Below are 25,580 nucleotides of genomic sequence, written 5' to 3' on the forward strand. Positions count from 1 at the left end.
CCAAGCCTCGCGTCATCCGTGAGGCAAGCCTCGCGTCATTTCGTGAGGCAAGCCTCGCGTCATCCGTGAGGGATGTCGTCAGCCTCCGGGTTGTCAGACCGTGGGCGGACGCGGGCCCGGAACGCTTGCACCATGATGGATCCCTCGGCCGCCTCAGCGAGGGAGTCCACCGATGGCCAAGACACTCAGCTATGCCGACGCCGCGCGCCTGCTCGGCGGCGGTGACAGCAAGCTGATCACGGCCCTCGACACCGTGGCCGGCGGCCTGCTGCTGGCCACGGTGCCCGCCTTCCCCGCGGTGCTCGGCCTGTTCGACGCCAAGGCCGAGTTCGCTCGCCTCGGCCGCGACCTCGTCCGCGGCGCCGCCGAGAAACGCAGCGGCCTGTCCCGCCACGGCCGCACCAGGCGGATCGAGGCCGCCCACTCGGTCCTGGTGGTGACCGCCTTCTTCGAGGAGCTGGCCGAGGCCGACCTGCCGTTCCGCTTCGCCGACCTCGAGCTGACCCGCGCCGAGCAGGAGTCACTGGCCGGCGCCCGCGCCGCGGCGGCCGCGAGCGGGCTCGCCGGCAGCAGCCTGACCTCGTCCGTGCCGCTGCCCTCGCCCCGCGAGCCCGAGCAGGACTTCCGGCGCCGGCTCCACCAGTTCTACGTGACCCTTTCCGCGGCCACCCTCACTTTCGTCACCGGCCTGGCCACCGTGGACCGCCTGCCCGACGACGCCCACCTCCGCACGGCCGAGGTCCTCGACGCGCTGCCGTCGAGAGCGGTCGAGCGCTACGACGACCTGATCCGCCGGCTCGCCGCCGACTTCCCCGAGATCGCGCTCTGGTCGGCCGGCCGGCGGCACGCCGCCACCCAGGCCCGGGTCGATGAGCTCGCCACCGGCATGTCCAGCATGCAGCGCCTGCTGACCGGCATCTCGACCGGCCGCCTGCCCGACGAGCGCCGGGCCGCGCTGGCCAACGCCTATCGGGCGGCGCTCGACCGCCCGATCGTGGAGTCCTCCGACGCCCCGGCCGGTCTGCGCATCCCGACGCTCGACGAGGCCTACGTGCAGCCCCTGTTCCGGGTCGCGCGGGTGCGGCCCGGTGTCCCGCCCAGCGACGAGCAGTGGTGGTCGGCCCGGGCCGTCCGGGCCGACATAGACGAGTTCCTCGCGGGCTTCCTGACCTCACCCGGGGCCGTCGTCGCGCCGCTGCTGGTCCTCGGCCAGCCCGGCTCCGGCAAGTCCGTGCTGACCAAGGTCATGGCCGCCCGCCTGCCCGCGGCCGACTTCCTGCCGATCCGGGTCGTGCTGCGCGAGGTGCAGGCCGACGACGAGTTGCAGGACCAGATCGAATACGCGGTCAGGTCCGCCACCGGCGAGCGCGTGGAGTGGCCGGCCCTGGTCCGTTCGGGCCCCGACACCCTGCCCGTCGTGATCCTCGACGGCTTCGACGAGCTGCTCCAGGCCACCGGCGTCAGCCAGACCGACTACCTGGTCCGCATCGCCCGCTTCCAGCAGCGCGAGGCCGACCAGGGCCGCCCGCTCGCGGTGCTGGTCACGAGCCGCACCAGCGTCGCCGACCGGGCCCGGGCTCCGGAGGACACGATCGCGCTGCGCCTGGAGCCCTTCGACGACGCTCGCGTGGATGCCTGGCTGCGGGTCTGGAACGCCGCCAACGCCGGCTGGCTGACCACCCGGGGCCTCGCGCCCCTGCCCGCGCCCGCCGTCCTGCGACACCGTGACCTGGCCGGGCAGCCTTTGCTGTTGCTGATGCTGGCCCTGTACGACGCCGACGGCAACGCCCTTCAGCGACTGACCGGCAACCTGGGTCAGGGTGAGTTGTACGACCGCCTGCTCCGCAACTTCGCCACCCGCGAAGTCGCCAAGCACCGGCCCGGTCTGGACGATCGCGGCCTGACCCGAGCCATCGACGAGGAGTTGCACCGCCTGGCCGTGGTCGGCCTGTCCATGTTCAACCGGGGCATCCAGTGGATCACCGAGCCCGAGCTGGAAGCCGACCTGGCCGCCCTCCTGGTCCCGTCCTCCCCGCTGAGCCGTTCCGACTTGCGCGCCCCTTTGACCGCGGCCGAGAAGGCTCTGGGCCGCTTCTTCTTCATCCACCGCTCGAAGGCGTCCCGAGACGGCGCCGACCTGCGGACCTACGAATTCCTCCACGCGACGTTCGGCGAATACCTGGTCGCCTGGATCGTCTGGCGTGCCCTCCGCGAGATAGCCGCCCGCGAGGCCGTCTCGGAGTTCTCCCTGAGCGCCGCCCCCGCCGACGACGACCGCCTGCACGCGCTGCTGTCGTTCGCCCCGCTGTCCAACCGCCTGCCGATCCTCACGTTCCTGGCCGAGAGCACCGCGGCGCTGACTCAGGATCAGCGCGGTTCCCTGACCGGGCTGGTCATCCGCCTCTTCCGGGCCGCGCATCTCCCCCGGGCCGCCCGCACCTACGAGGCCTACCAGCCACGCCATCAGTCCGTGCCGGCCCGGCATGCCGCCTACAGCGCCAACCTGGTCTTCCTGGCCACCTGCCTGTCCGGCGGGCTCACCGCCCGGGAGCTGCTCGGCCCGGTCACCGATCCGGTCGGTGCCTGGCACCAGGAAGTGCTGTTGTGGCGCTCGCAGCTCACCAGCGACGAGTGGTCGGGCATCAGCACGGTTCTCGATCTGGAACGGACGTGGGAGGGCGAAGAGCGAGGCTTCCGGCTCTCGTTGACCCAGGACGAGATCACTCCGGTACCGGTCGACCCGGCCTGGACCTACGGGTTGCCCTACACCGATGGCCGGCGGGACATCTACGCGCAACACGGCGCGCCTCAGCTCGTCCGCAAGGAGTACCTCCAATGCGGAAACCTGGACGACGTGCTGATGCACACCGTGGAGCCGTTGTTCGACCGCCTCGGCGAGACCGTGAACCTCTTCGTGGGCGTGCCGGGCACGGGCTACGTCTCCGCCGCCAACCTTCTGATGCGGATCTGGTTCCTTCCGCTGCACGACATGACCCAGGACGAACGGGCGACCGCCTACCTGAGGTGTCTGGAGGCGTCCGCCCACCTGACCGCCGACGTCCGGGCGGATTACCTCAGGCTGTTCTTCGACCGCCTTGCCACCGACACGGCGGCGAGCGTCGGGACAGCCCTGAAAGTCCTGCGGCAGTACGGCCCGATGGAGACTGATCAGCTCGATGCCGCGGTTGCCGCCTGCGGCGCCGCCTTCCTGCAACGGGCGGAAACCGACGACGCGGGCAGCGATGCAAATCTCCTCGGCGCGGTGCTCTATGCCGTTCTTCCTCCACCCGAGGAAGGCAATCCGGAGCCGGTCGCGCACACCTGGGTCGTTCTGGCCGAGCGCGGGGTTCCGGTGCGCCGCCGGACCTCCCACCGCGGATGGGAGGCCTTTCCCGCGCTGACCGAGCGCTGGCGGAGGGCGGTTGCGGCCGAGGTGAGGGAGGTCAGCTGAAGTCGAAGGTGGCCACGACCGGGGCGTGGTCGGACTCGGGGAACTTGATGTCGGTGGCGAAGGACTGGGACTCGTCGTGGAGGAGTTCGTTGTGGATTTCTGAACCTCGGTAGTGGGCCAGCATGTTGCGGGTCACCAGCATGTGGTCGAGCATGTCGCCCTTGCCCTGGTGGAACAGGGTGTAGCGGGAGGACTCGGGGATGGTGGTCTCGATGGGTACCAGGACCCGGCCGGCCAGGGCGCCGTTTCCGGTGTCCTCCACCTGGCCCCTGATGGCCAGGACCGGGACCTCGTCGGGGGTGGCGTTGAAGTCGCCGGCCACGACGATGCGGGCGTCCGGGTTGGCGTCCAGGAGTTGGTCGGCCAGGCGGCGGATCTCCAGGGCCTGGGCCATGCGCTTCATGGATGAGATGAAGCTGCCCTCGGCCCAGGAGTCGGCGCTGCGCCAGGTGTAGGCGTCGATGGTCTGGCCGGGGATGTCGGACGGGATCTTGCTTTTCAGGTGGACGTTGATGATGTGGAGGGGGGTGCCGGCGACGTTCAGTTCCACGTGCAGGATGGGGCGCTCTACGTTGATCTCGATGGGGAACTGGTCGGGCGGGTTCGCCGTCAGGCGGCGGTAGGTGGGCGCGTTGACCAGCTCGTTGCGGAGCTGGTGGCGGGCCAGGACCGGCAGGTGGGTGGCCACGACGAGGTTGCGCTCGTTGTAGACGCCGTCGTCCTTCGGTTTTGTGCTGACCAGTTCGGCGCCCTCGAGGTTGGTGCCGATCAGGAGTTCGCGCAGGGCGTGCAGGTCTCGGGGTTTGCCGGGGCGTTCCTGGCCGTGGACCTCTTGGAAGCAGGCGATGTCGGCGCGCAGCCGCTTGATCTGCGGGCGCATGAGGGCTATGCGGTCGGCGAGCGACGGGCGGGTGCCGGCCGGGGTCTCGTCGAAGTTCTCCAGGTTGAACGTCGCGATGCGCATGGGCCGAATTTAGGCGCTGAGCTGGGGAAACAGGAGTCGAATGTCCTAGATCCAGCAGCATGGAGGCGGGTCGATGGACCCGCCCCCACCTGCGGGTCAGTTGCCGGATTCGTAGAGCGAGGTGATCTCGGTGGCCGAGAGGGCCCGGTCGTACAGGTGGACCTGGTCGACCGTGCCGTCCAAGTAGTCGACCGGGTTGCCGCCGTACTTGCCGCGGCCGATCACCGTGTTGCCGGTCGGGGCGGCCTGCGGCAGGCACGCGCTGACCGAACCGGCGAGCGTGCCGTCGACGTACAAACGCAGCTCGCCCTTGACCGTGTCCCGGACACCGACCAGGTGGTACCACTGGCCCGGGTTCGGCTTGAACGACGCCAGTGCGCGGACGCCGGCGAAACTCATCGCGAAACGCTGGTCGGCGCCCGAGTACTGGAGGAAGAAGTCGCTGTTGGACGGGCCGTCCTGGCTGACCACCGTCTGGAAGGCGCCGTCCGCCTTGTCGAGCTTCACCCAGGCGGCGGCCGAATAGTCCGAAGCCGTGTTCAGGATCGGCGCGCCCGCGTCGAGGAAGTCCGACGAACCGTTGAGCGCTACGCCCTGACCGTTGTGCCCGTCGACGAAAGAACCGGCCGGCGTCAGCGAACCGTACGAGCCGTCCAGCGGCCAGAACGCGATACCGGTCAGCCCCGGCGTGCCGGGCGGCGGCTGCGGCACCGAGGCGCCCGAGCCGTTCGCCTCACGGATGATCTTCTGGTTGATGGCCTTGACCTTGCGCAGGTCCATCTTGGTGACCTGCCGGTCGTACGTGAAGAAGCCGTTGAGCTCGCCCTCCACGTCCGAGAGCTGCGTGTAGATGGCCGCGCTGATCCCGCAGTACTGCGCGGAGGTCAGCACGTCCTCCTGGTTGGCCACGTACTTCGCGGTCAGGGTGGCCGAGTCGGGCGTCATCTCGTACGCCTGGCCGTCGCCGAACCACATGTGGTTGGAGGTCTTGAGGCCGTAGCCGCCGTGCTCGCCGTCGATCGACACCCTCGTCTCCGACGGCGCCGGGGAGGCCGGGCCCAGGTACTGATGGAAGTCGATCACGTCGCCGGCGCCGGAATCGCCCTTGGAGTTGCAGCAGTTCACCCCGCTGTGCGCGTTGACCAGGCGCGACGGGTCCTGCTCCTTCACCGAGGAGGCGATCCGGCCGGTGGCCGCCCGGTCCCACTCGCCCCAGCCCTCGTTGAACGGCACCCAGGCGACGATCGACGTCCACGACGCGTGCTCGCGGACCATCTCGTGCAGCTCGGCCTCGAACTGGTCACGCCACTCGGGCGGGATCGGGCCGGTGTTCGCCGACGGCATGTCCTGCCACACCAGCAGGCCCAGCTTGTCGGCCCAGTAGTACCAGCGGTCCGGCTCGACCTTGATGTGCTTGCGGACCGCGTTGAAACCCATCGCCTTGTCCTGCTGAAGGTCCCACTTCAGGGCGGCATCCGTAGGCGCGGTGTGCAGGCCGTCCGGCCAGAAACCCTGGTCGAGGTTGGCCATGTTGAACACGATCTTGCCGTTGACGGTGATGCGGAGCTTGCCGTCGGCGCCCTTGGCGGTGCCGACCGTGCGCAGGCCGAAGTACGAGCCGACCGTGTCGACCGTACGGCCGTTGTCGATCAGGGTGACCGTCAGGTCGTACAGGAAAGGATTGTCCGGGCTCCAAAGCTTGGGTCTGGCGATGGGCAGGCGCAAATCCGCACCGGCGGCGCCCGTCACCGTGCCGACGACACGCGAGCCTTCGCGCGCCACCGCCTTGACCGTCAGCCCGCTTCCGCCCGAGGTGTTGGTCTTGATGCGCAGATCCGACAACGAGGGCGTGGAGACCAGTTCGGTGATCGAGGCGGTGGGGACCGGTTCCATCCAGACCGTACGCCAGATGCCGCTGCTGCCCTGATAGAAGATGCCGCGGTCGCCGGTGCGGCGCTGCTTGCCGATCGGCTGGCCGGTGGCGTCGGTGAGGTCCTCGGCCCAGACGATCAGCTCCTGCGGCCCGGTGCCGGTCAGCGCGTCGGTGACGTCGGCGTCGAAGCCGTCGTAGCCGCCGCGGTGTGTGGCGACCTGCGTGCCGTTGACGTACACCTTGGCGTCGTAGTCGACGGCTCCGAAGTTGAGGCGCAGGCGGTTGCCCTGCCCGACCTTCCAGTTCGCGGGCACGGTGAAGGTCCGGCGGTACCACATGCGGTCTTCGTGCCGCTGGATGCCACTAAGGGCAGATTCGATGGGGTACGGCACCAGGACGCGCTCGCCGAGGCTCTGCCCGGTGGGGACGGCCTGGCCGGCGTCGGCCTTCGCGAACTCCCACACGCCGTTGAGGTTCTGCCACTTGTCGCGGGTGAGCTGCGGCCGGGGATATTCGGGCAGGGCGTTCGTGGGACCGACCTTGTCGGTCCACGGCGTGGCCAACGGCGGAATGCCTGGATGCCAGATCGGGGCGGCGCTGCTGGGTGCGGCACTGGCGGGGGCGGCCAGGCCGAGTGAGGCGGTGATGAGGAGGGCGGCTAGCAGGGCATGTCTTCTCACGCGCGAAGTCCCTTCGGTCGCTCGTGTTACGCCATGAGCCAACACATTTCAACAATGTTTCACAGGTAGCGTCAAGGACTCATGAACGTCGATGTTTGCCCGAAGAGGCAGGAACCGAGGTGCACCCGGCTCGCACTCCTCCGGCTTTCAAGCGCCGCCGTCCGGTGCCGACTCATAAGGGCATGAGCGTGAGCAGCGAAATCCGGTCCCTGGGGCCGGAGTCCGTCGACGAGCCGCAGGACGCGCTGCTCGCTGCCCTGGTCGCGTTCATGACCAAGGACACCCCGTCCGTGCAGCACGTCCTCGACCTGACCAGGCCCCACCTCGAGCGGGCGGCCGGCCTCACCGCGGCCACCGTCTTCGAGCTCGACTCCGAGACCGGCCTGCTCTTCCCGACCGCGCAGCTCGGCGAGCCCGGCAAGCGCGACGCCCTCACCGCGGGCAAGGTGTTCCGCCTCGCCGCCGGCGCCGCCCCCAAGGTCACCGGCGAGCAGATGCCGATCCGCCTGCGCATCGGCGGGCAGACCGTCGGCGTGCTCCTGCTGACCGGCGACAACCTGGCCGAGCTGCGCCCCGACGTGCTGGCCGTGCTCGCCCTGCACTTCGCCACCACCCTGCAGGGCCTGGCCGCCGAGAAACAGCGGCAGTGGGTCTCGCACGTCTCGGCGATGATCCGCCGCCTGTTCGAGGAGGGCATGGCCGCCACCAGCGTGCAGGCCGCCGGCCGGGTGCTCGCCTCGGCGGCCGCCGAAGGCTTCCGCACCGAGCACGGCGCGGTCGGACTGGTCGACGAGAACGGCCGGGTCAGCTACGTGCACGCGGTCAACATGGCGGACAACGACGCGGCCCTGGCCTCGATGATCGGGCAGGCCGTGGCGCCGTTCCAGTCGTGGCGTGCGGTCCAGGACGGCAAGGTCGCGATGGTCAACGACGCCGCCGCCGACCGCCACGAGCCGATGGGTCTCGTGCCGGCGCTGGGACTGAGGTCGTACATCGCCATGCCGTTGATGTCGGCGACCGGACCGGTCGGCCTGATCCTGTGCGGCGACTCGTCCGGCACCCGCGAATGGACCAGCCGGGACCGGATCTTCGCCGAGCAGCTCTCGGTCGAGGGCACCCTCATCGTGGACAGCGCCGGCATGCGCCAGGCGGCCCAGGCCCACGTCGCGCAACTCAGCCACCAGGCGTTCCACGACTCGCTGACCGGCCTGCCCAACCGCAGCTATCTGATCGACCGCGCCGAGCGGGCGGTCGCCGGCGCGGCCGGGCACGGCGGTCAGGTGGCGCTGATGGTGCTCGACCTCAACGGCTTCAAGCAGGTGAACGACACCGAAGGCCACCAGGCCGGCGACGTGCTGCTCCAGCAGGTGGCCAAACGCCTGCTGGGCGCGGTCCGCGACGACGACGTGGTATCCCGGCTGGGCGGCGACGAGTTCGCGATCCTGCTGACCCGCGACCCCGACGACGCGGCGGCCGCGGCCGTGGCCGACCGCATCTGCGATCGCCTGCGCCAGCCCTTCACCATCGACGGTCAGCAGGTGACGGTGGGCGGGAGCGTGGGATATGCGCTGTTCCCGGAGGACGCCACGGATTACGAGGCCCTGATGAAGGGGGCCGACGCCGCGATGTACGAGGCCAAGCGGGACACCAAGAAGTACGGGGGCGGCAAGCGCCGCGCCCGCCCGCAGGTCAGCTGAAGATGCCGGCCACCGAGACGCCGACGACAGCGCCGGCGGCCAGGAAGCCGGCGCCGAACTTGCGCGTCTCGGGGAGCCAGGCGGAAGCGCCGATGAGCAGGTAGAGCGGGACCCAGCCCCAGTACGGGGCGGAGAGGCCGGCCAGGGACGGGAAGGCGGTCATCGGGCCGAGCGAGCACAGGCACGGGCCGCCGCAGCCGAGGGCGATGCCGGCGAGCAGGCCGGCGAGCAAGCCACGGTCGATGACCTCGGCCGGGACCCGCGGTGAGGCGACGGTGAGGGTGGGGTCGGCGTCGCCGGGCAGGTGGGTCAGGGTGATGACGTAGCCGGCGGGGTCGTGGACGACGAGGACGCGGCCGTCGGGGCCGGGGCCGTCCTCGACGCGGCAGCCGGACTCCTCCCAGAAGTGGCGGATCTCGTCGTAGATGGTGTCGGCGGTGTCGCCCAGGTCGGGCAGGTGGCCGCCGCGGAGGATGCGGGCGCCGGGGCCGGGCGGTGGGCGCAGGAAAGCGGTCGGGAGCGGGACCAGGCGCAGGCCGGCGTGGGCGTGCAGGGTGGCTTCGAGGCGCTGTTCGACGCCGCGGGTGGCCGCCGCTCGGCTGAGTCCCTTCACCCCGCCGACGATGCCAGCCTTTCGCCCGAAATTTCGTGAAATGCGCCCGGAGTGAATGGGCGCTGGGCGGGTGAGCGGCGCAAGGGGCGGGGTCGCGGCGCAAGGGCGGGGTCGCGGCGCAAGGGGCGGGGTCGCGGCGCAAGGGACGGGGTCGCGGCGCAAGGGACGGGGCGGGCGCGGGGTGGCGCGGGCGCGGGGTGGCGCGGGCGCGGGGCGGCGCGGGCGCGGGGCGGCGCGGGCGCGGGGCGGGGCGGGCGCGGGGTGGCGCGGGGTGGAGCGGGGCGGGGCGGGCGCGGGGTGCGGCGGGCGCGAGGCGGGGCGGGCGCGGGGTGGCGCGGGCGCGGGGTCAGGCGGCGCCGTCGGCTACTCGGGTGGCCCGGCCTCTCAAGGTGTCGCCCAGTTCGTGGCGGCCGGTCAAGTCGTCGCGCAAACCCAGGAGCCAGACTCGCAGGTCGGCTATGACGTACAGGTCCTGGCCCAGGTCGTTGGGCCACGGGACGGGCACCGGCGGGGGCACCGCCGGGAGCGCCTCGCCCCGGCCCAGGCTGGAAGCGGCTCGGGTGAAGCACCCGGCCACGTCCTCGGCCGCCGCCGTCAGCTGAGTTTCACACGGGAGCAGGCCTCCGGCGGGGCAGGAACGGACCAGCGCCTCCGCACCCCGTACCGCGTGATGGCCCGCCAGCAACGTCGCCTGCCAGTCGACCGGGGAGTCCGGGTGGTGCTCGCTCTGGTACAGCGCGAACGACGCCTCCGCCAGCAGGCTCGCTCCCCGGGCCGCCGGCAGCGCCGTGCCCTGCTGCGATCCTCGCGCCATCACCGCCACCGTCTCGCGGACCACCGACGCCGAGGCCGTCATGAAGTTCGCCGCCGCTCGGCGCAGCTCGCCCGCTCCTCCTCGGGGCCAGGCAAACAGGCCGATCAGCACGCCGACCACCGCGCCGATCACCACGTCCAGCACGCGCACCTCGGCCAGCCGCCAGTCGACCGGCGTCACCTGGGCGAACACCAGCGTGATGACCAGCGTGAACAGCGCCTGCGACCAGCCCAGGCCGAGCAGCGGGCCCGAGGCGAAGCCGGCGATCATCACCAGCGGGAGCACCACCACGTACACCGTCGGGTCGACGTTCAGCAGGAGCAGGCCGGCCGCCACGACCGAGCCGCCGATGGTGCCGATCAGGGCCGGCTTCAGCGTCGAGCGGGTCTCCGCGGCCGACGCCCGCAGCACCGTCAGGATGGTCAGCAGGACCCAGAAACCGTGCGACAGGTCGAGCCCGCCCGCCACCAGCCGGGCCACCGCCAGCGCCGCCGCCAGGCGCAGCGCGCCCTGGAAGGCCACCGACCGGGGTGTCAGGTTCTCCCTCAGGCGGTGCCACCACAGGTACGGGGTGCTGCGTCCCGCGTACCAGAACGAACCCGGAACCAGCGTCGCCGGCCTCTCCCCGGACGCGATCCGCACCGCGAGGACCAGCGATTTCGTCCACTCCCCGAGGGTCAGCGCGAGCGCGCCCAGTTCGAGCCGCTCCGGCGGCAGGCCGCTCGGGTCGGTCTCGGTGCGCGCCCGGCGGAAGTCGGCCAGCGCCGCCGCCAGCCTGTCGGTGTCGGGCAGCGGCCCCCGGCCGTACAGCCACTCGGCGACCGTGTCCGTGCAGCCGGCCGCCGCCCGCAGCAGGCGGGCCGACGCCGGGAGGGTGACCGCCTGCCGGTCCTCCAGGAAGTACAGGTCGGCCGTCCTTCCCACCAGCAGGCGGGCCGTGCCGGCGGCCGCGCTCAGCGCCCGGTCCCGCCGCGAGGCCGACGCCGGGCGCAGGCCGGGTGGCAGCCGTGACGGGCGCAGCGCCTCGGCCGCTTCGGTGACCTCGGGCAGCAGGGCGGCGAGCCGGGACCGGCCGGGCGGCGTCGACGAGGACCAGTCGTCGGCCAGCGCGTCGAAGCACGAGGACAGCAGCGCCACCGCGCGGGCCAGCCGTTCCCGGTACGGCGTCGGCGTCGGATCGGGCCACAGCAGCAGCTCGGCCGCGGCCAGCAGCACCACGGCCATCGTCACGCCGGCCAGCCTCTGTGGGAGCGACCCGGGGTCGTACGGCGGAAAGCACGGCAAGATGTAGAGCAGTTGCATGCCCGCCGCGAGCCCGACCAGGCGGGGGCCGCCGACGCCGACGAAGCTGACCGTGAAGCCGAGGACGAACATGCCGGCGGCGGCCGCCCAGTTGCTCACCGACAGCAGCGTGCCCACGCTGACCAGCGCCCACGCCACCGGCAGCACGGCGATCAGCGTCATCGCCCGCTGTCGGGGGCTGCCCGGGATCTGCGAGAGCGCGCCCAGGGCGACCGTGCCGAAGAGGGCGTACGGCGCCATGGCCGGCAGGTCGAAGACGTACCGGCAAAGGTAGAAGCCCAGGCAGGCAACCAGCGTGACCCGCACCGCCCGCCGAGTGGTGAGAAGCTCGGGGTCCCGCCGCCGTAACCAGTCCATCCAGGGATTATCAGACGAAGGCGCTCTCCCCGGTGATGGCCCGGCCCACAATCAAGGTGTTGATTTCCCGGGTGCCCTCGTACGAATACAGGGCCTCCGAGTCGGCCACGAAGCGCCCGATGTCGTAGTCGAGCACGATCCCGTTGCCGGCCAGCAGTTCCCGGGCCCAGCCGACGACCTCGCGCATGCGGGTCGTGCAGTAGGCCTTGGCCAGCGCCGAATGCTCGTCGCGGTACTGCCCCGCGTCCTGCAGTTGCGCCAGCCGCACGCACATTCCCAGCGAACCGGTCACATTGCCGACCATGCGGACGAGCAGGTCCTGCACGAGCTGGAAAGAGGCGATCGGCTTGCCGAACTGCAGACGATCCTTGGAATAGGACAGAGCGATTTCGTACGCCGCCAGCATGACCCCGACCGCCTCCCAGGCCACGCCGCTGCGGGTCTGGCGCAGCACCTTCGCGGTGTCCTTGAAGGAATTCGCGTTCTCGAGCTTGGAAGATGAAGGGACGCGAACACCTTCGAGAACGATGTCGGCGTTCTGGACCGTACGCAGGGCGATCTTGTTCTCGATCTTCGTCGCGGTGAGACCGGGCGTCTCCCGCGGCACCACGAAGCCCTTGACCTGGTCATCGTCGACGTCTCGGGCCCACACCACGATCAGGTCGGCGAAGGTGGCGTTGCCGATCCAGCGCTTCCGCCCGTCGAGGATCCAGGAATCGCCGTCGCGGCGGGCGGTCGTCCGCAGCCCGGCCGCCACGTCCGAGCCGCCGGTCGGCTCGGTCAGCGCGAACGCACCGACCTTGTCGAACGACGCCATCGCCGGCAGCCACCGCGCCTGCTGCTCCTCGGAACCGCACGTGCGGATGCTGCCCATGGCCAGCCCCGCGTGCACGCCGTAGAAGGTGGCCATCGACGCGTCGGCCCGGGCCATCTCCAGGGCGAGCCAGCCGCTGAGCAGATTCGAGCCGGGCCGGTCGGCGATGTCGAGGTCCGCGTACCTCTTGATCAGATGGTGGGGGAACTCGGCGCGGGCCCAGTGGTCGTTCGCGATGGGCACGACCTCGGCGTCGAGAAAGTCGCGGACGCGCCGCACGACGGCGGCCTCGTCGGTCGAAAGCAGGTCCTGAAAGGCGTAAAGATCACCGTCGAGCATAATCGCCTCCCTACCCTCATCGGGCGGGTCTTAGACTTTGCTCCCATGCTCACCATGCAGGACGCACTGGCCCGGTTGACCGCGTATTGGACCGCTCAGGGATGCCTGACCGTCCAGCCGATGAACACGGAGGTCGGTGCGGGGACGCTGAACCCGGCGACCTTCCTGCGCGTGCTCGGTCCCGAGCCCTGGCGGGTCGTCTACACCGAGCCCTCCGTGCGGCCCGACGACTCGCGCTACGGCGAAAATCCGAACCGCCTGCAGACGCACACCCAGCTCCAGGTGATCCTCAAGCCCGACCCGGGCAACCCGCAGGAGCTCTACCTGGGCAGCCTGGCCGCCATCGGCATCGACGTGAACGCGCACGACGTGCGCTTCGTCGAGGACAACTGGGCCTCCCCCGCGCTCGGCGCCTGGGGCCTGGGCTGGGAGGTCTGGCTCGACGGCCTCGAGATCACCCAGTTCACGTACTTCCAGCAGGCCGGCAACCTCAACCTCGACCCGGTGTCGGTCGAGATCACCTACGGCATCGAGCGCATCATCATGGCGCTTCAGGACAAGACCCACTTCAAGGACATCGAGTACGCCGACGGCATCTCGTACGGCGAGGTCTTCGGCCAGGGCGAGTACGAGATGTCCCGGTACTACCTGGACGACGCCGACGTGGCCGCCAACCGGCAGCTGCTGGAGATCTACGCGGGTGAGGCGCAGCGGCTGATCGACGCCGGCCTTCCGGTGCCCGCGCACACGTACGTGCTGAAGTGCTCCCAGGCTTTCAACGTCCTCGACTCGCGCGGCGCGGTCTCCACCGCCGACCGGGCCGCCGAGTTCGCCCGCATGCGCCGGCTCGCCGGTGAGGTGGCCAAGCTGTGGGTGGCCCGCCGCGAGGAGCTGGGCCATCCGCTCGGCCTGGCCGAGGCGCTGCCGCCGGCCACGCCGTTCTCCACCCCGGCCGAGCGGACCGAGCCGCGCACGCTGGTCTTCGAGATCGGCACCGAGGAGCTGCCGCCGTCCGAGGCCCGCGCCGCCCTGGCCTATCTCCAGCGCGCGGTCACCGACGGCCTGGCCGGCACCCGTCTCGAGCACGACGAGGTCCGGACCTTCGCGACACCCCGGCGGCTGGTCGCGGTGGTCGCCTCGGTCGCGGCCCGGGAGACCGATCATGTACGGACGGTGAAGGGCCCCAAGGTCGGCGCGCCCGCGAAGGCCGTCGAAGGGTTCGCCCGCAGCCAGGGCGTCGCCGTGGACGCTCTGGCGACCGGCGACGTCAACGGCGTACAGCACCATGTCGTGGAGAAGCACGAAGCCGGCGGCGCCGCCGCGACCGTGCTGGCCGGCGTGCTCGCGAAGGTCGTCGCCGGTCTGCGCGGGGCCAAGAACATGCGGTGGAACGACCCGCAGCTCTCGTTCAGCCGGCCGGTCCGCTGGCTGACCGCGCTGTGGGGCGACGACGTGGTGCCGGTGGCGCTGGGCACCCTGTCCGCCGGCCGGCAGACCCGGCTGCTGCGCACCTCTTCATCTCCGATCGCCGAGATCGCCTCGGCCGAGACGTTCATGGAGACCCTCGCCCTGGCCGGCATCGTGGCCGACCCGGAGGACCGGCACGACCTGATCGTGACCGGCGCCCAGGACCACGTCTATCCGGAGGGACGCATCGACGTCGCCGGCGAGGCTTCGCTGATCGAGCAGATCAGCTACCTGGTCGAGGCGCCGACGCCGCTGCTGGGCACCTTCGACGAGAGCTACCTGTCGCTGCCGGACGCCGTGCTGACCACCGTGATGCGCAAGCACCAGCGCTACCTGCCCGTGCGCGACGCCGACGGGCAGCTGCTGCCGATGTTCGTGACGGTCGCCAACGGCCCGGTCGACGTGGAGCTGGTGCGGGCCGGCAACGAGGCCGTGCTGCGGGCCCGGTACGAGGACGCGGCGTTCTTCTACCGCGCCGACCGTTCGGCGGATCCGGCCGCCATGCGCGAGCGCCTGACCCGGCTCACCTTCACCGACAAGCTGGGCTCGATGGCCGACCGGGCGGAGCGGATCGCCGCGCTGGCGCTCTCCGTCGCCGACGGGCTCGGCCTGGGCTCGGCCACGCTGGGCCGCGCGGCCCGGCTGGTGAAGTTCGACCTCGGCTCGCAGCTGGTCACCGAGATGACGTCGCTGGCCGGCGTCATGGCCCGGGACTACGCGCTGCACGCGGGCGAGCCGCGGGACGTGGCGGCGGCCGTCTACGAGGCCGAGCTGCCCCGCAACACCGGCGACGCCCTGCCGGCCTCGATCCCGGGCGCCCTGCTGTCGCTGGCCGACCGCCTCGACCTGGTGGCCGGCCTGGCCGCCACGGTGGGCCTGCCGACCGGCAGCAGCGACCCCTTCGCCGTCCGCCGGGCGGTCCTGGGCCTGCTCGCGGTGCACCGGGCCCACCCGGCCCTGTCCGACTTCTCGCTGACCGCGGGCCTGTCGGCGGCGGCCGCCCAGCAGCCGGTGCCGGTCTCGGCCGACGTGCTGACCGCGGCCGGCGAGTTCCTGGCCCGCCGCCTGGAGCAGGCCCTGACCGAGGAGGGCGCCGCGGTCGACCGGGTCCGCGCCGCCCTGATCCACTACGACCGCCCGTCGGTCGTCGACGGCCTGCTCACCCAGCTGTCCACTCTGGTCGGCAACCCCGACTTCGTGGCGGTGGCCGCGGCCATCCAGCGCGCCCGCCGCATCCTGCCGGACGGCACGGTGGCCGGCTACGACCCGGCGGCCCTGGCCGAGCCGGCCGAGCTGGCCCTGCACGAGGCGGTGTCCTCGGTGAAGGCCGACTTCGGCACCGACCTGACCGCCTTCACCTCGGCCGTCGGCCCGCTCGTGGAGCCGCTGGCCCGCTTCTTCGACGAGGTCTTCGTCATGGCCGACGACCCGGCTCTGCGCGCCGCCCGCCTGGGCCTGCTGGCCACGGTCCGCGACCTCGGCGCGGGCCTGCTCGACTGGCCGGAGCTGCGCCTCTGAACCCGGCACCGGTTCGTATCGGGCCGCGCTCGCCGGTTCACCTCGGGCCGCGCCCGCCGATCCGCATCGGGCCGCGCTCGCCCAGGGCGCGGCCCGGGGAAATGAGGCGACAGCCGGCACGCGCGGGAACTAGCCTCCGCCGAATGCATGAAGCATCGAGCACTCTCACGTGGCGGCCGCTCACCAGCGGGGACGCGAAGGTGTCGGCCGATCTCCTCAACGCGATGGAGAGCGCCGACCAGATCGGCGAGTACTACGACGAGGAGGACACCCTCCAGGAGCTGGTCGACCCGTACACCGATCTGGAGCGCGGGACGCTCGCGGCCTTCGACGGCGACGTGATGGCCGGCTTCATGAAGGTCAGATATCAGCCGGCCGCGGAAGAGGTCCACCGGATCGTCATGGACGGCGGCGTGGCCCCGGCCTATCGGCGCACCGGCCTCGGCACCCGGCTGGTGAGGGCCGGGGTGGCGGCGGCCAAGGAGCTGCACGCGCTGCACCAGCCGGCGCTGAAGCTCGCCATCGACATCCACAAACCAGAGACCATGGCCGGCCTGCCCGAGCTGATGCGCTCCGAGGGCTTCACGCCGGTGAGCTACTACCAGCACATGCAGCACCCGCTCGGCGACGCGATCCCCGAGACCGCGATCCCGGCCGGGCTGCGCCTCGAGCCGTGGTCGGAGCGGAACGACGAGGAGTTCCGGCTGATCCGCAACGAGGCGTTCCAGGACGACCGGCTGCGGGCGCCGATGACCGTGGAGTCCTGGAAGAGCAAGATCACCAACCAGACGTTCCGGCCGACGGTCAGTTTTCTGCTCCGCGACGTGGCCACCGGGGCACCGGCCGGCATGCTGGTGACGATGTCCTGGGACGCCGACACGGAGGCCACCGGCATCCGCGACGCGCGCTTCATGCTCATCGGGACCCAACCGGGCTATCGGAGGCGGGGCGTCGCCGGGGCGCTGATCGGGCACGCGCTGCGGGCCGCGGCCGGCGAGGGTTACGACCGGGCCCTGGTGGAGGCGGACTCGGAGAACCCCTACGAGGCGCTGAAGGTCTACGAGAAGGCCGGGTTCACGCCGAAGCTGCGCTTCGTGAACTGGACTCTCGAGGTCTGACAACGCACGGCCGCGGCCCTTGCCGGTTACCGCGTGGGTGAGAGGTCGGAGAGAACCTCGTTGAGACCGGCCGCGGTCAGGTTGGCGTCGAGGGCGAGGAGCTGCGGCAGGACACCCTTGCTGTCGTTGGCGTAGAGGCCGACCAGCTCGGTCGCCAGCGACATCCAGCTCGTGGTGGTGGCGCCGGCCTGCACCAGGCGGCCGATCGCCGCCTCGTGGGACGAGATCTCGGTGCCGCCGGTGGCGTCGACGACGATCGAGACCCCGTAGCCGCGGCGCAGGGCGCCCATCGCGGTGTGCAGGACGCACACGTCGGTGGTCAGGCCGGCGACGACCAGGTGCTTACGGCCGGTGGCCTCGATCGCCTCGGGGAAGCCGGGCGCGTCGAAGGCGTCGAAGGCGTCCCAGCGGGCCACGACCGGGTGGCCGTTCAGCTCCTCCAGCAGCTCCTTGTACATCGGCCCGCGCGGGTCGCCCTCGGGGCCGGCCGTGACGACCAGGGGGACGTCCAGGCCGAGGGCCGTCTTGGCCAGCGCCACGGCGCCGATCACGTTCGCCTCGGGGGTCTGGCTCTTGACGGTGTTCTTGAAGCTCTCGACGTAGTCGATCAGCACGATGGCGGTGTTCCCGGGGTTCCTGCGGTCGAGAAGGCTCATGTGGAGTCGTACCTCTCAGATCTCGTGGTTTGCTTGAAGGGTTTTGTGGGGGTCGACGCGGTGGCGCAGCTCCACCAGGCGCTGCCAGACGGCCGGGGCGAACGCGCGCGAGGTGTCACCCTGGGTCTGCTGGAAGTTCGTGTAGATGCGGTCGCGGGACCATTCGCGGAGCGAGCCGACGATCCGCTCGGACTCGGCGACGACGGCCGCCTGCACCTCGGGGCTGAAGACGACGCCCACGACGGCGAACAGATAGTGGCCGTCCAGGGCGGACAGTGCGCCGCCGCCGGCCGCCGGGCGGCCCAGCGCGCCGCCCAGGTGGCGCAGCTCGGTCGAGAAGAGCTGGTTGGTCGCGTCCGCTTCGAGGAGCCGGTCGGCCGCCTCCGGCGGGAGCGCGTCGAGCAGGCCGGTCGTGCCGTCGCCGGGGGTGGGCTCCTCCGGGTCCATGTGGATGCGGGAGACCACCGGCGAGGGCACCCGGGCGAACGTGTCGATCTCCGGCTTAAGCTCGCGCAGTGGCGCCAGGAGCTGCTCGGCCCGCTCGTCACCGGCCTGGACGGCCCCGTCGATCATCACCCAGTCGCGGCCCCGGAACGGCTCGGGCAGCTCGGGAACGGGCGGGAACCGCATGTGCCGATAGGCGGTGGTGACCTCGTCGGGCGCCTCGGCGGTCCACTCCAGCCAGCGCTTGAGCACCTGCGGCGCCTTGGTCAGATCCCAGGCCATGAAGCCCGCGTACGCCGTGGCGAAGTCCAGCAGGCGGAACTCCATCGCCGTCACCACGCCGAAGTTGCCGCCACCGCCGCGGACCGCCCAGAACAGGTCGGGCTCGTGGTCGGCGTCCACCCGCACCTGGGTGCCGTCGGCCAGCACGAGCTCGGCCGCGGTCACGTGGTTGGCGGCCAGCCCGTATTTGCGGCCGTACCAGCTCAGCCCGCCGCCGGCGGTGTAGCCGACGACGCTGACGTCGGGCGCCGACCCGTGCAGGGCGGAGTATCCGTGCCCGGCCGCCTGCTCGACGACCGGCGACCAGGTGGCGCCGGCCTGCACGCGGGCCCGGCGCGCGGCCGCGTCGATGGTGACGCCGGTGAGCCGCGAGGTGCGCAGCATGACCGTACGGCTGAGGTCGCGCAGCGGATGCGCGTTGTGGCCGGTGCCGACCGGCGTGACCCGCAGCCCGGCCTGACCGGCGGCCCGCAGGACCGCGCTGATCTCGTCCACACTCTCCGGGTGGACCACGGCCGCCGGCCGCAGGTCGGCCGCGAGGGACCAGGTGCTGCGCGCTTGGTCGTATCCGTCATCCCCCGGCAGGTGGACCGCCCTGGCGGCGGCCCGCAGAGATGCCGCCCCGTTGTCGTTCACGATTTTCCCCTTCCATTCCGGTCCGTCGAACGCGGCGACATTACTCAGGTTCGGAAGGGAATTGTTTGCGTGCAGAACTACTGTGCGGGTTCACCGGAGAGAGCGCACAAAAAAATGGCGGCCACACCATTTCGGTGGGCCGCTTTCCGGGAATGGCGAATGGCGCGGCCAGCTGACCGCGCAGTCACCACGCTACCGGCTACTATCCGTGTGTACAGTAGGAACTATGTCACACCCCGCACCGCGCCGGACCCGCGACCCCGTGCGCAAACAGGCCGCGATCCTGACCGCGGCCCGCGCCGTCTTCGCCGAGCGCGGCTACGAGAACGCCACGATCCGCGAGATCGCCCGCCGTGCCGGCGTCACCCACGGCCTGGTCGTGCTGCACTTCTCCTCGAAGGAGCAGCTGTTCGTCGCGGCCACCACGCCCGACCCGGAGGCCCTGTTCAAGGGTGTCCTCGACGACGATGCGGCCAAGCTGCCGGAGCGGATCGCGGCGTCGTTCGTGCGCCGCATGGAGTCGTCCGAGGGCGCCGACCCGGTCATCGCCCTGATCCGCAGCGCGGCCGGCGACCAGCAGGCGGCCAAGGCGCTGCTGCAGACCCTTCAGCAGACGGCGGTCGACGGTTACGCCCAGGTGCTGGACCTTCCCGATCTGGCGGCCCGCGTGAACATGATGGGCGCCCACCTGATCGGCGTCGCCTTCAGCCGCTACGTGCTGGCCGACGGCCCGGTCGCCACCATGCCCCCCGACGAACTGATCGACCGGCTGACGACGGCCATCCGCACCATCCTGTTCGATTAGGCGTTCTGCCGGCGCACCATTTCGGTGATCCAGATCGGCGCGAAAGGCGACGTGCAGTTGGGCGGCGCCGGATAGTCCTTGAGCACTTCGAGACGTTCACCGATCTCCAGGGCCCGGGCGCGCTGCTCCTCGTGCGAGATGCCGATCTGGGCCAGGCAGTGGTTCATCGCCCACTGGAGACGCTCGGGGGCGTCCTTCATCCGGGCCTCGATGACGTCGAGCAGGGCCGCCAGGTCGAGCCCTTCGGGCTTCCTGGCGACCCGCTCGGTGGTCAGCGCCCAGCCGGCGGAGGCGACCACCGGATCCGGGTCGGCCGTCCAGGCGACACGCAACTCCTCGGCGTACGGACTCTTCTTGACCACGTAGTTGACGAGCCAGTCGTGCACCTTGGCCGCCCGGGCCTCGCGCAGCATGGTGTCGAGCTCGTCGCGCGCGAACGCCTTGGGCCGGCAGATCAGCAGAGCGACGAGCCGGGCCGCGGTGTCGCCGGTCGCCCACAGCTGGACGGCCAGGTCCTGCTGGGTCTTGAGCTCTTTCGCGACCGCGCGCAGCTTGGTGAGGTTGACCCCGTGATCGTCACCGTGCTTCTCGTTGACGGCCCGCGTCTTCGGATCGTCAAGCGCCTTGAGCTCGGCCAGCACCGCGGCCACAGTCGTCCCGGTCACGGCCGTCAGCTTACGAGACGCCGACTACTGACCTACCCTTCCGTCGCTCCGTTCCCGCAGAAGGTCGGCATGACCATTGTGGCGGGCGTATTCCTCGATGAGGTGGACCAGCGCCTCGCGCAGGGAGATCCGCCCGACGCGCTCGACGTCGTACACCACGCCGAGGTCGGCGGGTTGCCGTTCCACCTCGGCCAGATGGCGCACCAGACCCAGCAGCGACATCGTGGAAGGTGGGACGGAACGGGCGGCGAGGTCATGCGGATCGAGCTCGCCGCACTTGACCTCGAGAGTCAGCCGCTGACCGCGAAGAAAGGCCACGAGCGTGGATCGTTCGTCGCCTTGGGTTAGACCCGCGCCACGCGGATCAGCCGCGGGGTCGGCGATGAACACGCCCGCCCGCTTGGAGTTCGCCATGCCCCGATCATGGGCCCCGGGCGCACAATCAGCGTCATGGACGACGTCTTGCCGTGGCCGCGGCTCCGGGACGGAGATCTCGTACGGATGGTGTCGCCGGCCAGCCCTCCGCAGCATGAGGGCTGGCGGCCATGGGCGGCCGGGCTCCTCGGCCAGTGGGGCCTCGACGTGGACTTCGGGCGGCACGCCGACGACCGCTACGGCGAGATGGCCGGGCGGGACGACGACCGGCTGGCCGATCTCGAGGACGCTTTCCGGGACCCGGCCGTACGGGCGATCATCGCGACCCGCGGCGGCACGGGCGCCCAGCGGATCGCGTCGCGGATCGATCCCGCCCTCGTCCGGGCCGACCCGAAGCCGATCGTCGGGTTCAGCGACATCACGTACCTCCATCTGGCCCTTCTCGGCCGCACCGGCCTGACGGGCATTCACGGGTCGCTCGACGCCGTGGGATGCCGGCAGCTGCTGTTCACCGGCGAGCCGGCCGTGCTGCGCGCCGCCCCGTCCGCGACGACGGTGCCCGGGGTGGCGACCGGCCGGCTGATCGGCGGCTACACCAGCGCCGTGGCCGCGATGATCGGCGCCGGCCTGCCGTCGCTGGCCGGGGCCGTCCTGTGCCTGGAGGGCCCCGGTTCCGGGGAGGTTCTGCGCCGCCCGGGCCTGCTCGAAGGTGTGCGCGGTGTGGCGCTCGGCGACCTGGCCGGGGAGGCCCCACCGGATCTGAGTGCTCTGGGCGTACCCGTGCTGGCCGGTCTGCCCTTCGGTCATCTCGACGACCCGGTGTGCATGCCGCTGGGCACCACGGCGACGATCGACACCGAGGCCGGAACGCTGACCGTCAGTGCAGGAACTTCAGCCCCGCCACGCAGCCGATGATGCCGGTCAGCAGCAGGATCTTGACGAGGGACACGGCCTCGGTCCCGGTGACCATCGCGTAGACCACGGTCAGAACCGCGCCGATGCCCACCCAGACGGCGTACGCCGTGCCGACCGGCAGATCGCGCATGGCGAAGGCGAGCCCACCCATGCTGGCGACGATGGCCACCCCGAAGACGACGGTCGGAAGGGGACGGCTGAAGCCCTCGGACCTACCGAGGGCGGTGGCCCAGACGGCCTCGAGAACACCGGAGAGGACGAGCACGAGCCAGGACATGGAATCCTCCATGGCGCCGTCTTTTCGCACACCGGGTACGGCACCGCTCGTCCGGGAGCCCACCAGGGCTCACCCCAGAAGAATCGCAAATGCCCAGCCCAGTGGCAATGTGCGCTATCTCTCCAGGATTACCTTTCCCCGCAAAAGCCCGATTCCCGTACGGAGTTTGGGTACCGTCCGCTTCGTGGACGACCCGGAGGACGACTCATCCTGGCCCTTCGAGGGCACCGGCACCGACACGCCGAGGGAGAGCCGCTTCGCGATCTGGCGCTGGATCCTGGGCATCCTCGTCATAGTCCTGCTGCTCTGCGGCGGAACCGTGCTGGCCCTGAACGCGTGGCTGGGCCACCAGGCCGACATTCACCGTGCCAGCGTGATGATCACAAGCGTGAGCCCATAAACGAAAATGCCCACATGGAGCCCGGTCCACAGGGCATGCAAGCGGACCCGGTGCAGGCGCGGATATCGCGCATAGTGCCGTTCCCGGAACTCGTCCAGGGTGTCCTGGTCGGCGAGGGCACCCATGTCTTTCAAGACGCGGGTGAGAGCGCGCGCCTGCGTCAGGTGGTACTCGGCACGCTCGTGGTACTTGGCGACGGATATCGCGCCGTAGACACCCACCAGAGCGATCAGCACGGACAGGGGCAAAGTCTCGGCCACGAACCGTTGCTGGACGACCAAGGCACTCAGGGCGGCTGCGATCACCAGAAGATAGTTGGTGAGGAGGGCGCGCTGGGTTTCCGATTGCCGGAGTTGATCGCGGTGCTCGCCCCAGTACGCCAGAACAGCGCTCTCCGACTGACTCACATCGACTCCTTCTCAGCAAGCAGGTGGCCCGTCCATTCGAGATTCCGGCGGACGATCCTGGTTGTGGGGTGGTCGGGGCCGAGGGTGGCCTCGGCGATAGCCATAGCCCGCGCAGACAACGCCCGAGCCTCCGACAAGTCACCAAGATCCCGCAGGATCGTCGCGAGGTTGTGCAGCCGGACAGCGACGGTGGGGTGATCGCGGTCGTAAGCAGCCTCATCGATCGCCAAAGCCCGCTCACACAACGACCGAGCCTCCGGCAACTCACCGAGACCCTGCCGGATCAGCGCGAGGTTGTTCAGCCGGATAGCGACGGTGGGATGGTCGCGGCCATAGGCAGCCTCAGCTATCGCCAAAGCCCGCTCACACAACGATCGAGCCTCCGGCAACTCACCAAGATCCCGCAGGATCAGCGCAAAATTGCTCAACCGGATGCCGACGGTGGGATGGTCACGGTCGTAGGCAGCTTCATCGATCGCCAAAGCCCGCTCAGATAACACCCGGGCCTCCGGCAACTCACCAAGGTTCTGCAGGATCGTCGCAAGATTACTCAGCCGGATAGCGACGGCAGGATCGTCGCGATCGAAGGCAGCCTCATCGATCGCCAAAGCCCGCTCACACAACGACCGAGCCTCCGGCAACTCACCAAGATCCTGCAGGATCGTCGCAAGATTGCTCAGCCGGATAGCGACGGCAGGATCGTCGCGATCGAAGGAGGCCTCGGCAATCGTCAAAGCCCGCTCGGCCAGCACCCGAGCCTCCCTCAAGTCACCGAGATCCTGCAGGATCAGCGCGAGATTGCTCAAATGGGTACTGACGGCCGGGTGGTCGCGGCCGTAAGTGGCCTCAGTGATGGCCACCGCACGCTGGGCCAGCGGGCGAGCTTCGCCGAGCCGTCCATGAACCTGCAGGTAGGTAGCGGCGCGGTCCAGCAGCCATGAGTAATTCGCCGCCATTTGCTCGCCGGCCTGCCCTGGCAGCGGCAGATCGGTTATTGCCAGCGCATGAGGGAGCAGGACCGCCCATCGCGGCCAGTCCTGCGGCACATCCATGATCGACGCCGGCGCGTCGGAGGTCAGGAGCTGCAACGCCGTCGCGTAGGGATCAAAACCCGGCGTCGTCATCAGGCGGTCAGCTCCTGGACGGCGTCGGGCTGTGAACGGCCCTCGGCCGGGTATCGCAGCCGCAGAGCGCCCTGCACCAGCCGATGCAGCAGTAGCCCGTCCCGTTCCCGCTTGGCCAAGGAGTAATCCACGATGGCGGCCAGGACGTCGTTGAACTCCAAAGGGTCGGTGACCTTGGCGGCCAGAGGCTCAGGCAGCTGATCCGGGTGGGCGGTGAACAGGTCGAGCGGGATCGGCACCGGCGCCAGGTAGGCGCAGATCGCCAGCAGTTGCAGCGCCGCCGGTTCCTCCTGGCCGACGCGGTCGAAGCTCAGCGCCCACAGCGTCGCGATGGTGTCGTCGCGGGTCGCGACCCTCCCCCGGCCGTACAGTTCCCGCGCCCGGGTTCGCAGCAGCCGCAGGTATTCATCGGGCGGAAGCTGCGACCGGGTGATGTAGGCGGACGCCTGCTCCAGCGCCAGCGGCAATCGGCCCAGCTGCTCGGCGATATCCCCGGCGGCGGCATCATCGATCTGCGGCACCCGGGCCCGGAGGATCTGCTTCGCCTCGTCCTCGTCGACGACGTCCAGGTCGTAGACCTCGCCGAGCGCGGTGAACCCGTCCCGGCGGGTCGTCACCAGCACGTGACACCGTGAGCCCGGTTGCGCCAGGGTGGGCGGCAGCCACGCACGGATGTCGAGGACCGTGTCGGCGTTGTCGAACACCAGCAGCCAGCCGGGCACGTCCCGCAATCTTTGGTGTACGGCCAGCCGTACGGCGTCGGCGTCCTGCCCGGGCTCCAGCCCCAGCTCGCCGGCGAGACCGGCGAACTGGTCGGGGATCAGCGTCGGCTCCTCCGCGGCGATCCACCACACGACGTCATAGTCGGAGGCGTGCCGGTGGGCGTACTCGTTGGCCAGCTGAGTCTTGCCGACGCCGCCCATGCCTCGCACCGACGTGACCGTCATCGTCCCGGCCGCCGCGAGCTCGCCCGCCAGTGCCTCCAGGGCGCTCGCCCGGCCGGTGAAGTTCGGGTTGCGGGCCGGAACGTTCCAGACCTGCGGCAACGCCCGCGGAAATCGGGCGCCGTGGGGAATCGCCCGCTGCGACGGCGGAAACGACGGCCTCTCCCCCGGTTTGGCCCTGCCCGCGGCGGCCCGGGCCACCATGGCCCGCAACCGCTCCCGCGCTTTGGCTTCCGCGACGCCGAACAGATCGATCCCGACGATCTGCCCGAGCAGACCGGGCCGGTCACAGTCCTCGACCCGGACCGTCAACAGCGACCGTCGCGCGCCGGACGGATCAGTGCCCCACACGGCCTGCCATTCGGCCTGCCCGAAAACCGACGACAGGTACGCCTCGGACAGAACCGCGATCATCCGCCGCGCACGCGTCACACCGTTCTGCATGCCCTGCACCCAGCTGGTGCCCGGGACGAAGTCCCACGCCTGGACGAGCACGCGGCTGCCGTTCTCCTCCAGCTCCCACGCGATCCACTCGGCCCACGACCGGTCGGCCTGCGTGTACGAGACGAAGAAGTCCCATTCGGTCGAAGCGTCTTCGATCGTCACGCACCACAGCGTTCCATAATGGTCACCATGGGCTATC

At 70.7% G+C, this 25,580-nt stretch carries 20 protein-coding genes, 1 pseudogene and 1 riboswitch; of the genes and pseudogenes, 7 read left to right on the forward strand and 14 right to left on the reverse strand.

The genetic code is table 11. The features are described from left to right. Positions 1–172: 172 nt before the first annotated feature. Positions 173–3,451 (forward strand): NACHT domain-containing protein, encoded by a 3,279-nt coding sequence (locus tag ACFY36_RS08110; protein ID WP_499745196.1) that lies wholly within the window; start codon positions 173–175, stop codon positions 3,449–3,451. Here the strand turns inward: ACFY36_RS08110 and ACFY36_RS08115 are convergent. Then, positions 3,444–4,415 (reverse strand): endonuclease/exonuclease/phosphatase family protein, encoded by a 972-nt coding sequence (locus ACFY36_RS08115; protein WP_499745197.1) that lies wholly within the window; start codon positions 4,413–4,415, stop codon positions 3,444–3,446. The genes ACFY36_RS08110 and ACFY36_RS08115 overlap by 8 nt on opposite strands. 96 nt (positions 4,416–4,511) lie before the next feature. Further along, positions 4,512–6,968, reverse strand: coding sequence for a LamG-like jellyroll fold domain-containing protein (locus ACFY36_RS08120; protein WP_499745198.1), 2,457 nt, complete (start codon positions 6,966–6,968; stop codon positions 4,512–4,514). A gap of 182 nt (positions 6,969–7,150) precedes the next feature. On the opposite strand from ACFY36_RS08120, the gene ACFY36_RS08125 reads away from it, so the two are divergent. Next, complete coding sequence (locus ACFY36_RS08125; RefSeq protein WP_499745199.1) at positions 7,151–8,665, forward strand: diguanylate cyclase domain-containing protein; 1,515 nt, start codon at positions 7,151–7,153, stop codon at positions 8,663–8,665. On the opposite strand, the gene ACFY36_RS08130 is transcribed toward ACFY36_RS08125, so the two are convergent. The 3 genes from ACFY36_RS08130 to ACFY36_RS08140 all read right to left on the reverse strand — a co-directional run bounded on the left by ACFY36_RS08130 (position 8,658) and on the right by ACFY36_RS08140 (position 12,904). Further along, the gene (locus tag ACFY36_RS08130; RefSeq protein WP_499745200.1) at positions 8,658–9,278 is read right to left on the reverse strand and encodes a hypothetical protein; all 621 of its coding nucleotides are present in this window, start codon (positions 9,276–9,278) and stop codon (positions 8,658–8,660) included. The genes ACFY36_RS08125 and ACFY36_RS08130 overlap by 8 nt on opposite strands. Positions 9,279–9,624: 346 nt before the next feature. After that, the gene (locus tag ACFY36_RS08135) at positions 9,625–11,751 is read right to left on the reverse strand and encodes an FUSC family protein (protein WP_499745201.1); all 2,127 of its coding nucleotides are present in this window, start codon (positions 11,749–11,751) and stop codon (positions 9,625–9,627) included. Positions 11,752–11,761: 10 nt separating this feature from the next. Then, a complete protein-coding gene (locus tag ACFY36_RS08140; RefSeq protein ID WP_499745202.1) occupies positions 11,762–12,904 on the reverse strand; it encodes an acyl-CoA dehydrogenase family protein in 1,143 nt (380 codons plus the stop codon). Positions 12,905–12,949: 45 nt separating this feature from the next. On the opposite strand from ACFY36_RS08140, the gene ACFY36_RS08145 reads away from it, so the two are divergent. Together ACFY36_RS08145 and ACFY36_RS08150 are read left to right on the forward strand one after the other, a co-directional pair. After that, on the forward strand, positions 12,950–15,889 hold the full coding sequence (locus tag ACFY36_RS08145; RefSeq protein WP_499745203.1) for a glycine--tRNA ligase: 2,940 nt from the start codon (positions 12,950–12,952) through the stop codon (positions 15,887–15,889). Between the two features lie 143 nt (positions 15,890–16,032). Continuing rightward, entirely contained in the window at positions 16,033–17,007 is a 975-nt protein-coding gene (locus tag ACFY36_RS08150) for a GNAT family N-acetyltransferase (protein ID WP_499745204.1), read from the forward strand. Between the two features lie 26 nt (positions 17,008–17,033). Here the strand turns inward: ACFY36_RS08150 and ACFY36_RS08155 are convergent, their stop codons facing one another. Then, complete coding sequence (locus tag ACFY36_RS08155) at positions 17,034–17,663, reverse strand: isochorismatase family protein (RefSeq protein ID WP_499745205.1); 630 nt, start codon at positions 17,661–17,663, stop codon at positions 17,034–17,036. Between the two features lie 15 nt (positions 17,664–17,678). Further along, positions 17,679–19,025, reverse strand: a complete 1,347-nt coding sequence (locus ACFY36_RS08160; protein WP_499745206.1) for an FAD-binding oxidoreductase — start codon at positions 19,023–19,025, stop codon at positions 17,679–17,681. A 226-nt stretch (positions 19,026–19,251) separates the two neighbouring features. Here ACFY36_RS08160 and ACFY36_RS08165 point away from each other — a divergent pair, with 226 nt between their 5' ends. Continuing rightward, positions 19,252–19,830, forward strand: a complete 579-nt coding sequence (locus ACFY36_RS08165; protein ID WP_499745207.1) for a TetR/AcrR family transcriptional regulator — start codon at positions 19,252–19,254, stop codon at positions 19,828–19,830. On the opposite strand, the gene ACFY36_RS08170 is transcribed toward ACFY36_RS08165, so the two are convergent. From ACFY36_RS08170 to ACFY36_RS08180, 3 genes and pseudogenes are all read right to left on the reverse strand, one after another. After that, complete coding sequence (locus ACFY36_RS08170) at positions 19,827–20,495, reverse strand: DNA alkylation repair protein (protein ID WP_499745208.1); 669 nt, start codon at positions 20,493–20,495, stop codon at positions 19,827–19,829. The genes ACFY36_RS08165 and ACFY36_RS08170 overlap by 4 nt on opposite strands. Before the next feature lie 24 nt (positions 20,496–20,519). Next, the gene (locus ACFY36_RS08175) at positions 20,520–20,699 is read right to left on the reverse strand and encodes a mycothiol transferase (RefSeq protein ID WP_499745839.1); all 180 of its coding nucleotides are present in this window, start codon (positions 20,697–20,699) and stop codon (positions 20,520–20,522) included. Beyond that, positions 20,682–21,026: pseudogene (locus ACFY36_RS08180) on the reverse strand (mycothiol transferase); the annotation flags it as partial. The pseudogene ACFY36_RS08180 and the gene ACFY36_RS08175, both read right to left, overlap by 18 nt. On the opposite strand from ACFY36_RS08180, the gene ACFY36_RS08185 reads away from it, so the two are divergent. Further along, a complete protein-coding gene (locus tag ACFY36_RS08185; RefSeq protein ID WP_499745209.1) occupies positions 20,946–21,785 on the forward strand; it encodes a S66 peptidase family protein in 840 nt (279 codons plus the stop codon). The pseudogene ACFY36_RS08180 and the gene ACFY36_RS08185 overlap by 81 nt on opposite strands. Here the strand turns inward: ACFY36_RS08185 and ACFY36_RS08190 are convergent. Further along, entirely contained in the window at positions 21,748–22,062 is a 315-nt protein-coding gene (locus tag ACFY36_RS08190; protein WP_499745840.1) for a DMT family transporter, read from the reverse strand. The two genes, ACFY36_RS08185 and ACFY36_RS08190, sit on opposite strands and share 38 nt — an antisense overlap. Before the next feature lie 10 nt (positions 22,063–22,072). After that, positions 22,073–22,136, reverse strand: a riboswitch (guanidine-III (ykkC-III) riboswitch). Between the two features lie 110 nt (positions 22,137–22,246). On the opposite strand from ACFY36_RS08190, the gene ACFY36_RS08195 reads away from it, so the two are divergent. Beyond that, positions 22,247–22,462, forward strand: coding sequence for a hypothetical protein (locus ACFY36_RS08195; RefSeq protein ID WP_499745210.1), 216 nt, complete (start codon positions 22,247–22,249; stop codon positions 22,460–22,462). Here ACFY36_RS08195 and ACFY36_RS08200 read toward each other — a convergent pair. The 3 genes from ACFY36_RS08200 to fxsT are packed head-to-tail and all read right to left on the reverse strand — an operon-like array spanning position 22,423 to position 25,543. After that, on the reverse strand, positions 22,423–22,869 hold the full coding sequence (locus tag ACFY36_RS08200) for a hypothetical protein (RefSeq protein WP_499745211.1): 447 nt from the start codon (positions 22,867–22,869) through the stop codon (positions 22,423–22,425). The two genes, ACFY36_RS08195 and ACFY36_RS08200, sit on opposite strands and share 40 nt — an antisense overlap. After that, positions 22,866–23,993 (reverse strand): tetratricopeptide repeat protein, encoded by a 1,128-nt coding sequence (locus ACFY36_RS08205; RefSeq protein ID WP_499745212.1) that lies wholly within the window; start codon positions 23,991–23,993, stop codon positions 22,866–22,868. Before ACFY36_RS08205 ends, ACFY36_RS08200 begins: the two co-directional genes overlap by 4 nt. Next, on the reverse strand, positions 23,993–25,543 hold the full coding sequence (gene fxsT / locus ACFY36_RS08210) for an FxSxx-COOH system tetratricopeptide repeat protein (RefSeq protein WP_499745213.1): 1,551 nt from the start codon (positions 25,541–25,543) through the stop codon (positions 23,993–23,995). The genes ACFY36_RS08205 and fxsT overlap by 1 nt, the downstream gene beginning before the upstream one ends. Between the last annotated feature and the right edge of the window lie 37 nt (positions 25,544–25,580).

Source organism: Actinoplanes sp. NPDC000266 (genome assembly GCF_042899005.1).
In the GTDB taxonomy this organism is placed as follows: domain Bacteria; phylum Actinomycetota; class Actinomycetes; order Mycobacteriales; family Micromonosporaceae; genus Actinoplanes.

Bases quoted from the DNA above. Each gene is read 5' to 3' on its own strand.
- ACFY36_RS08110 (WP_499745196.1), top strand. From the start codon at position 173: ATGGCCAAGACACTCAGCTATGCCGACGCCGCGCGCCTGCTCGGCGGC.
- ACFY36_RS08205 (WP_499745212.1), bottom strand. From the start codon at position 23,993: ATGACGACGCCGGGTTTTGATCCCTACGCGACGGCGTTGCAGCTCCTG.
- ACFY36_RS08155 (WP_499745205.1), bottom strand. From the start codon at position 17,663: ATGAGCCTTCTCGACCGCAGGAACCCCGGGAACACCGCCATCGTGCTG.
- ACFY36_RS08115 (WP_499745197.1), bottom strand. From the start codon at position 4,415: ATGCGCATCGCGACGTTCAACCTGGAGAACTTCGACGAGACCCCGGCC.
- ACFY36_RS08150 (WP_499745204.1), top strand. From the start codon at position 16,033: ATGCATGAAGCATCGAGCACTCTCACGTGGCGGCCGCTCACCAGCGGG.
- ACFY36_RS08185 (WP_499745209.1), top strand. From the start codon at position 20,946: ATGGACGACGTCTTGCCGTGGCCGCGGCTCCGGGACGGAGATCTCGTA.
- ACFY36_RS08165 (WP_499745207.1), top strand. From the start codon at position 19,252: ATGTCACACCCCGCACCGCGCCGGACCCGCGACCCCGTGCGCAAACAG.
- ACFY36_RS08190 (WP_499745840.1), bottom strand. From the start codon at position 22,062: ATGTCCTGGCTCGTGCTCGTCCTCTCCGGTGTTCTCGAGGCCGTCTGG.
- ACFY36_RS08135 (WP_499745201.1), bottom strand. From the start codon at position 11,751: ATGGACTGGTTACGGCGGCGGGACCCCGAGCTTCTCACCACTCGGCGG.
- ACFY36_RS08125 (WP_499745199.1), top strand. From the start codon at position 7,151: ATGAGCGTGAGCAGCGAAATCCGGTCCCTGGGGCCGGAGTCCGTCGAC.
- ACFY36_RS08145 (WP_499745203.1), top strand. From the start codon at position 12,950: ATGCTCACCATGCAGGACGCACTGGCCCGGTTGACCGCGTATTGGACC.
- ACFY36_RS08140 (WP_499745202.1), bottom strand. From the start codon at position 12,904: ATGCTCGACGGTGATCTTTACGCCTTTCAGGACCTGCTTTCGACCGAC.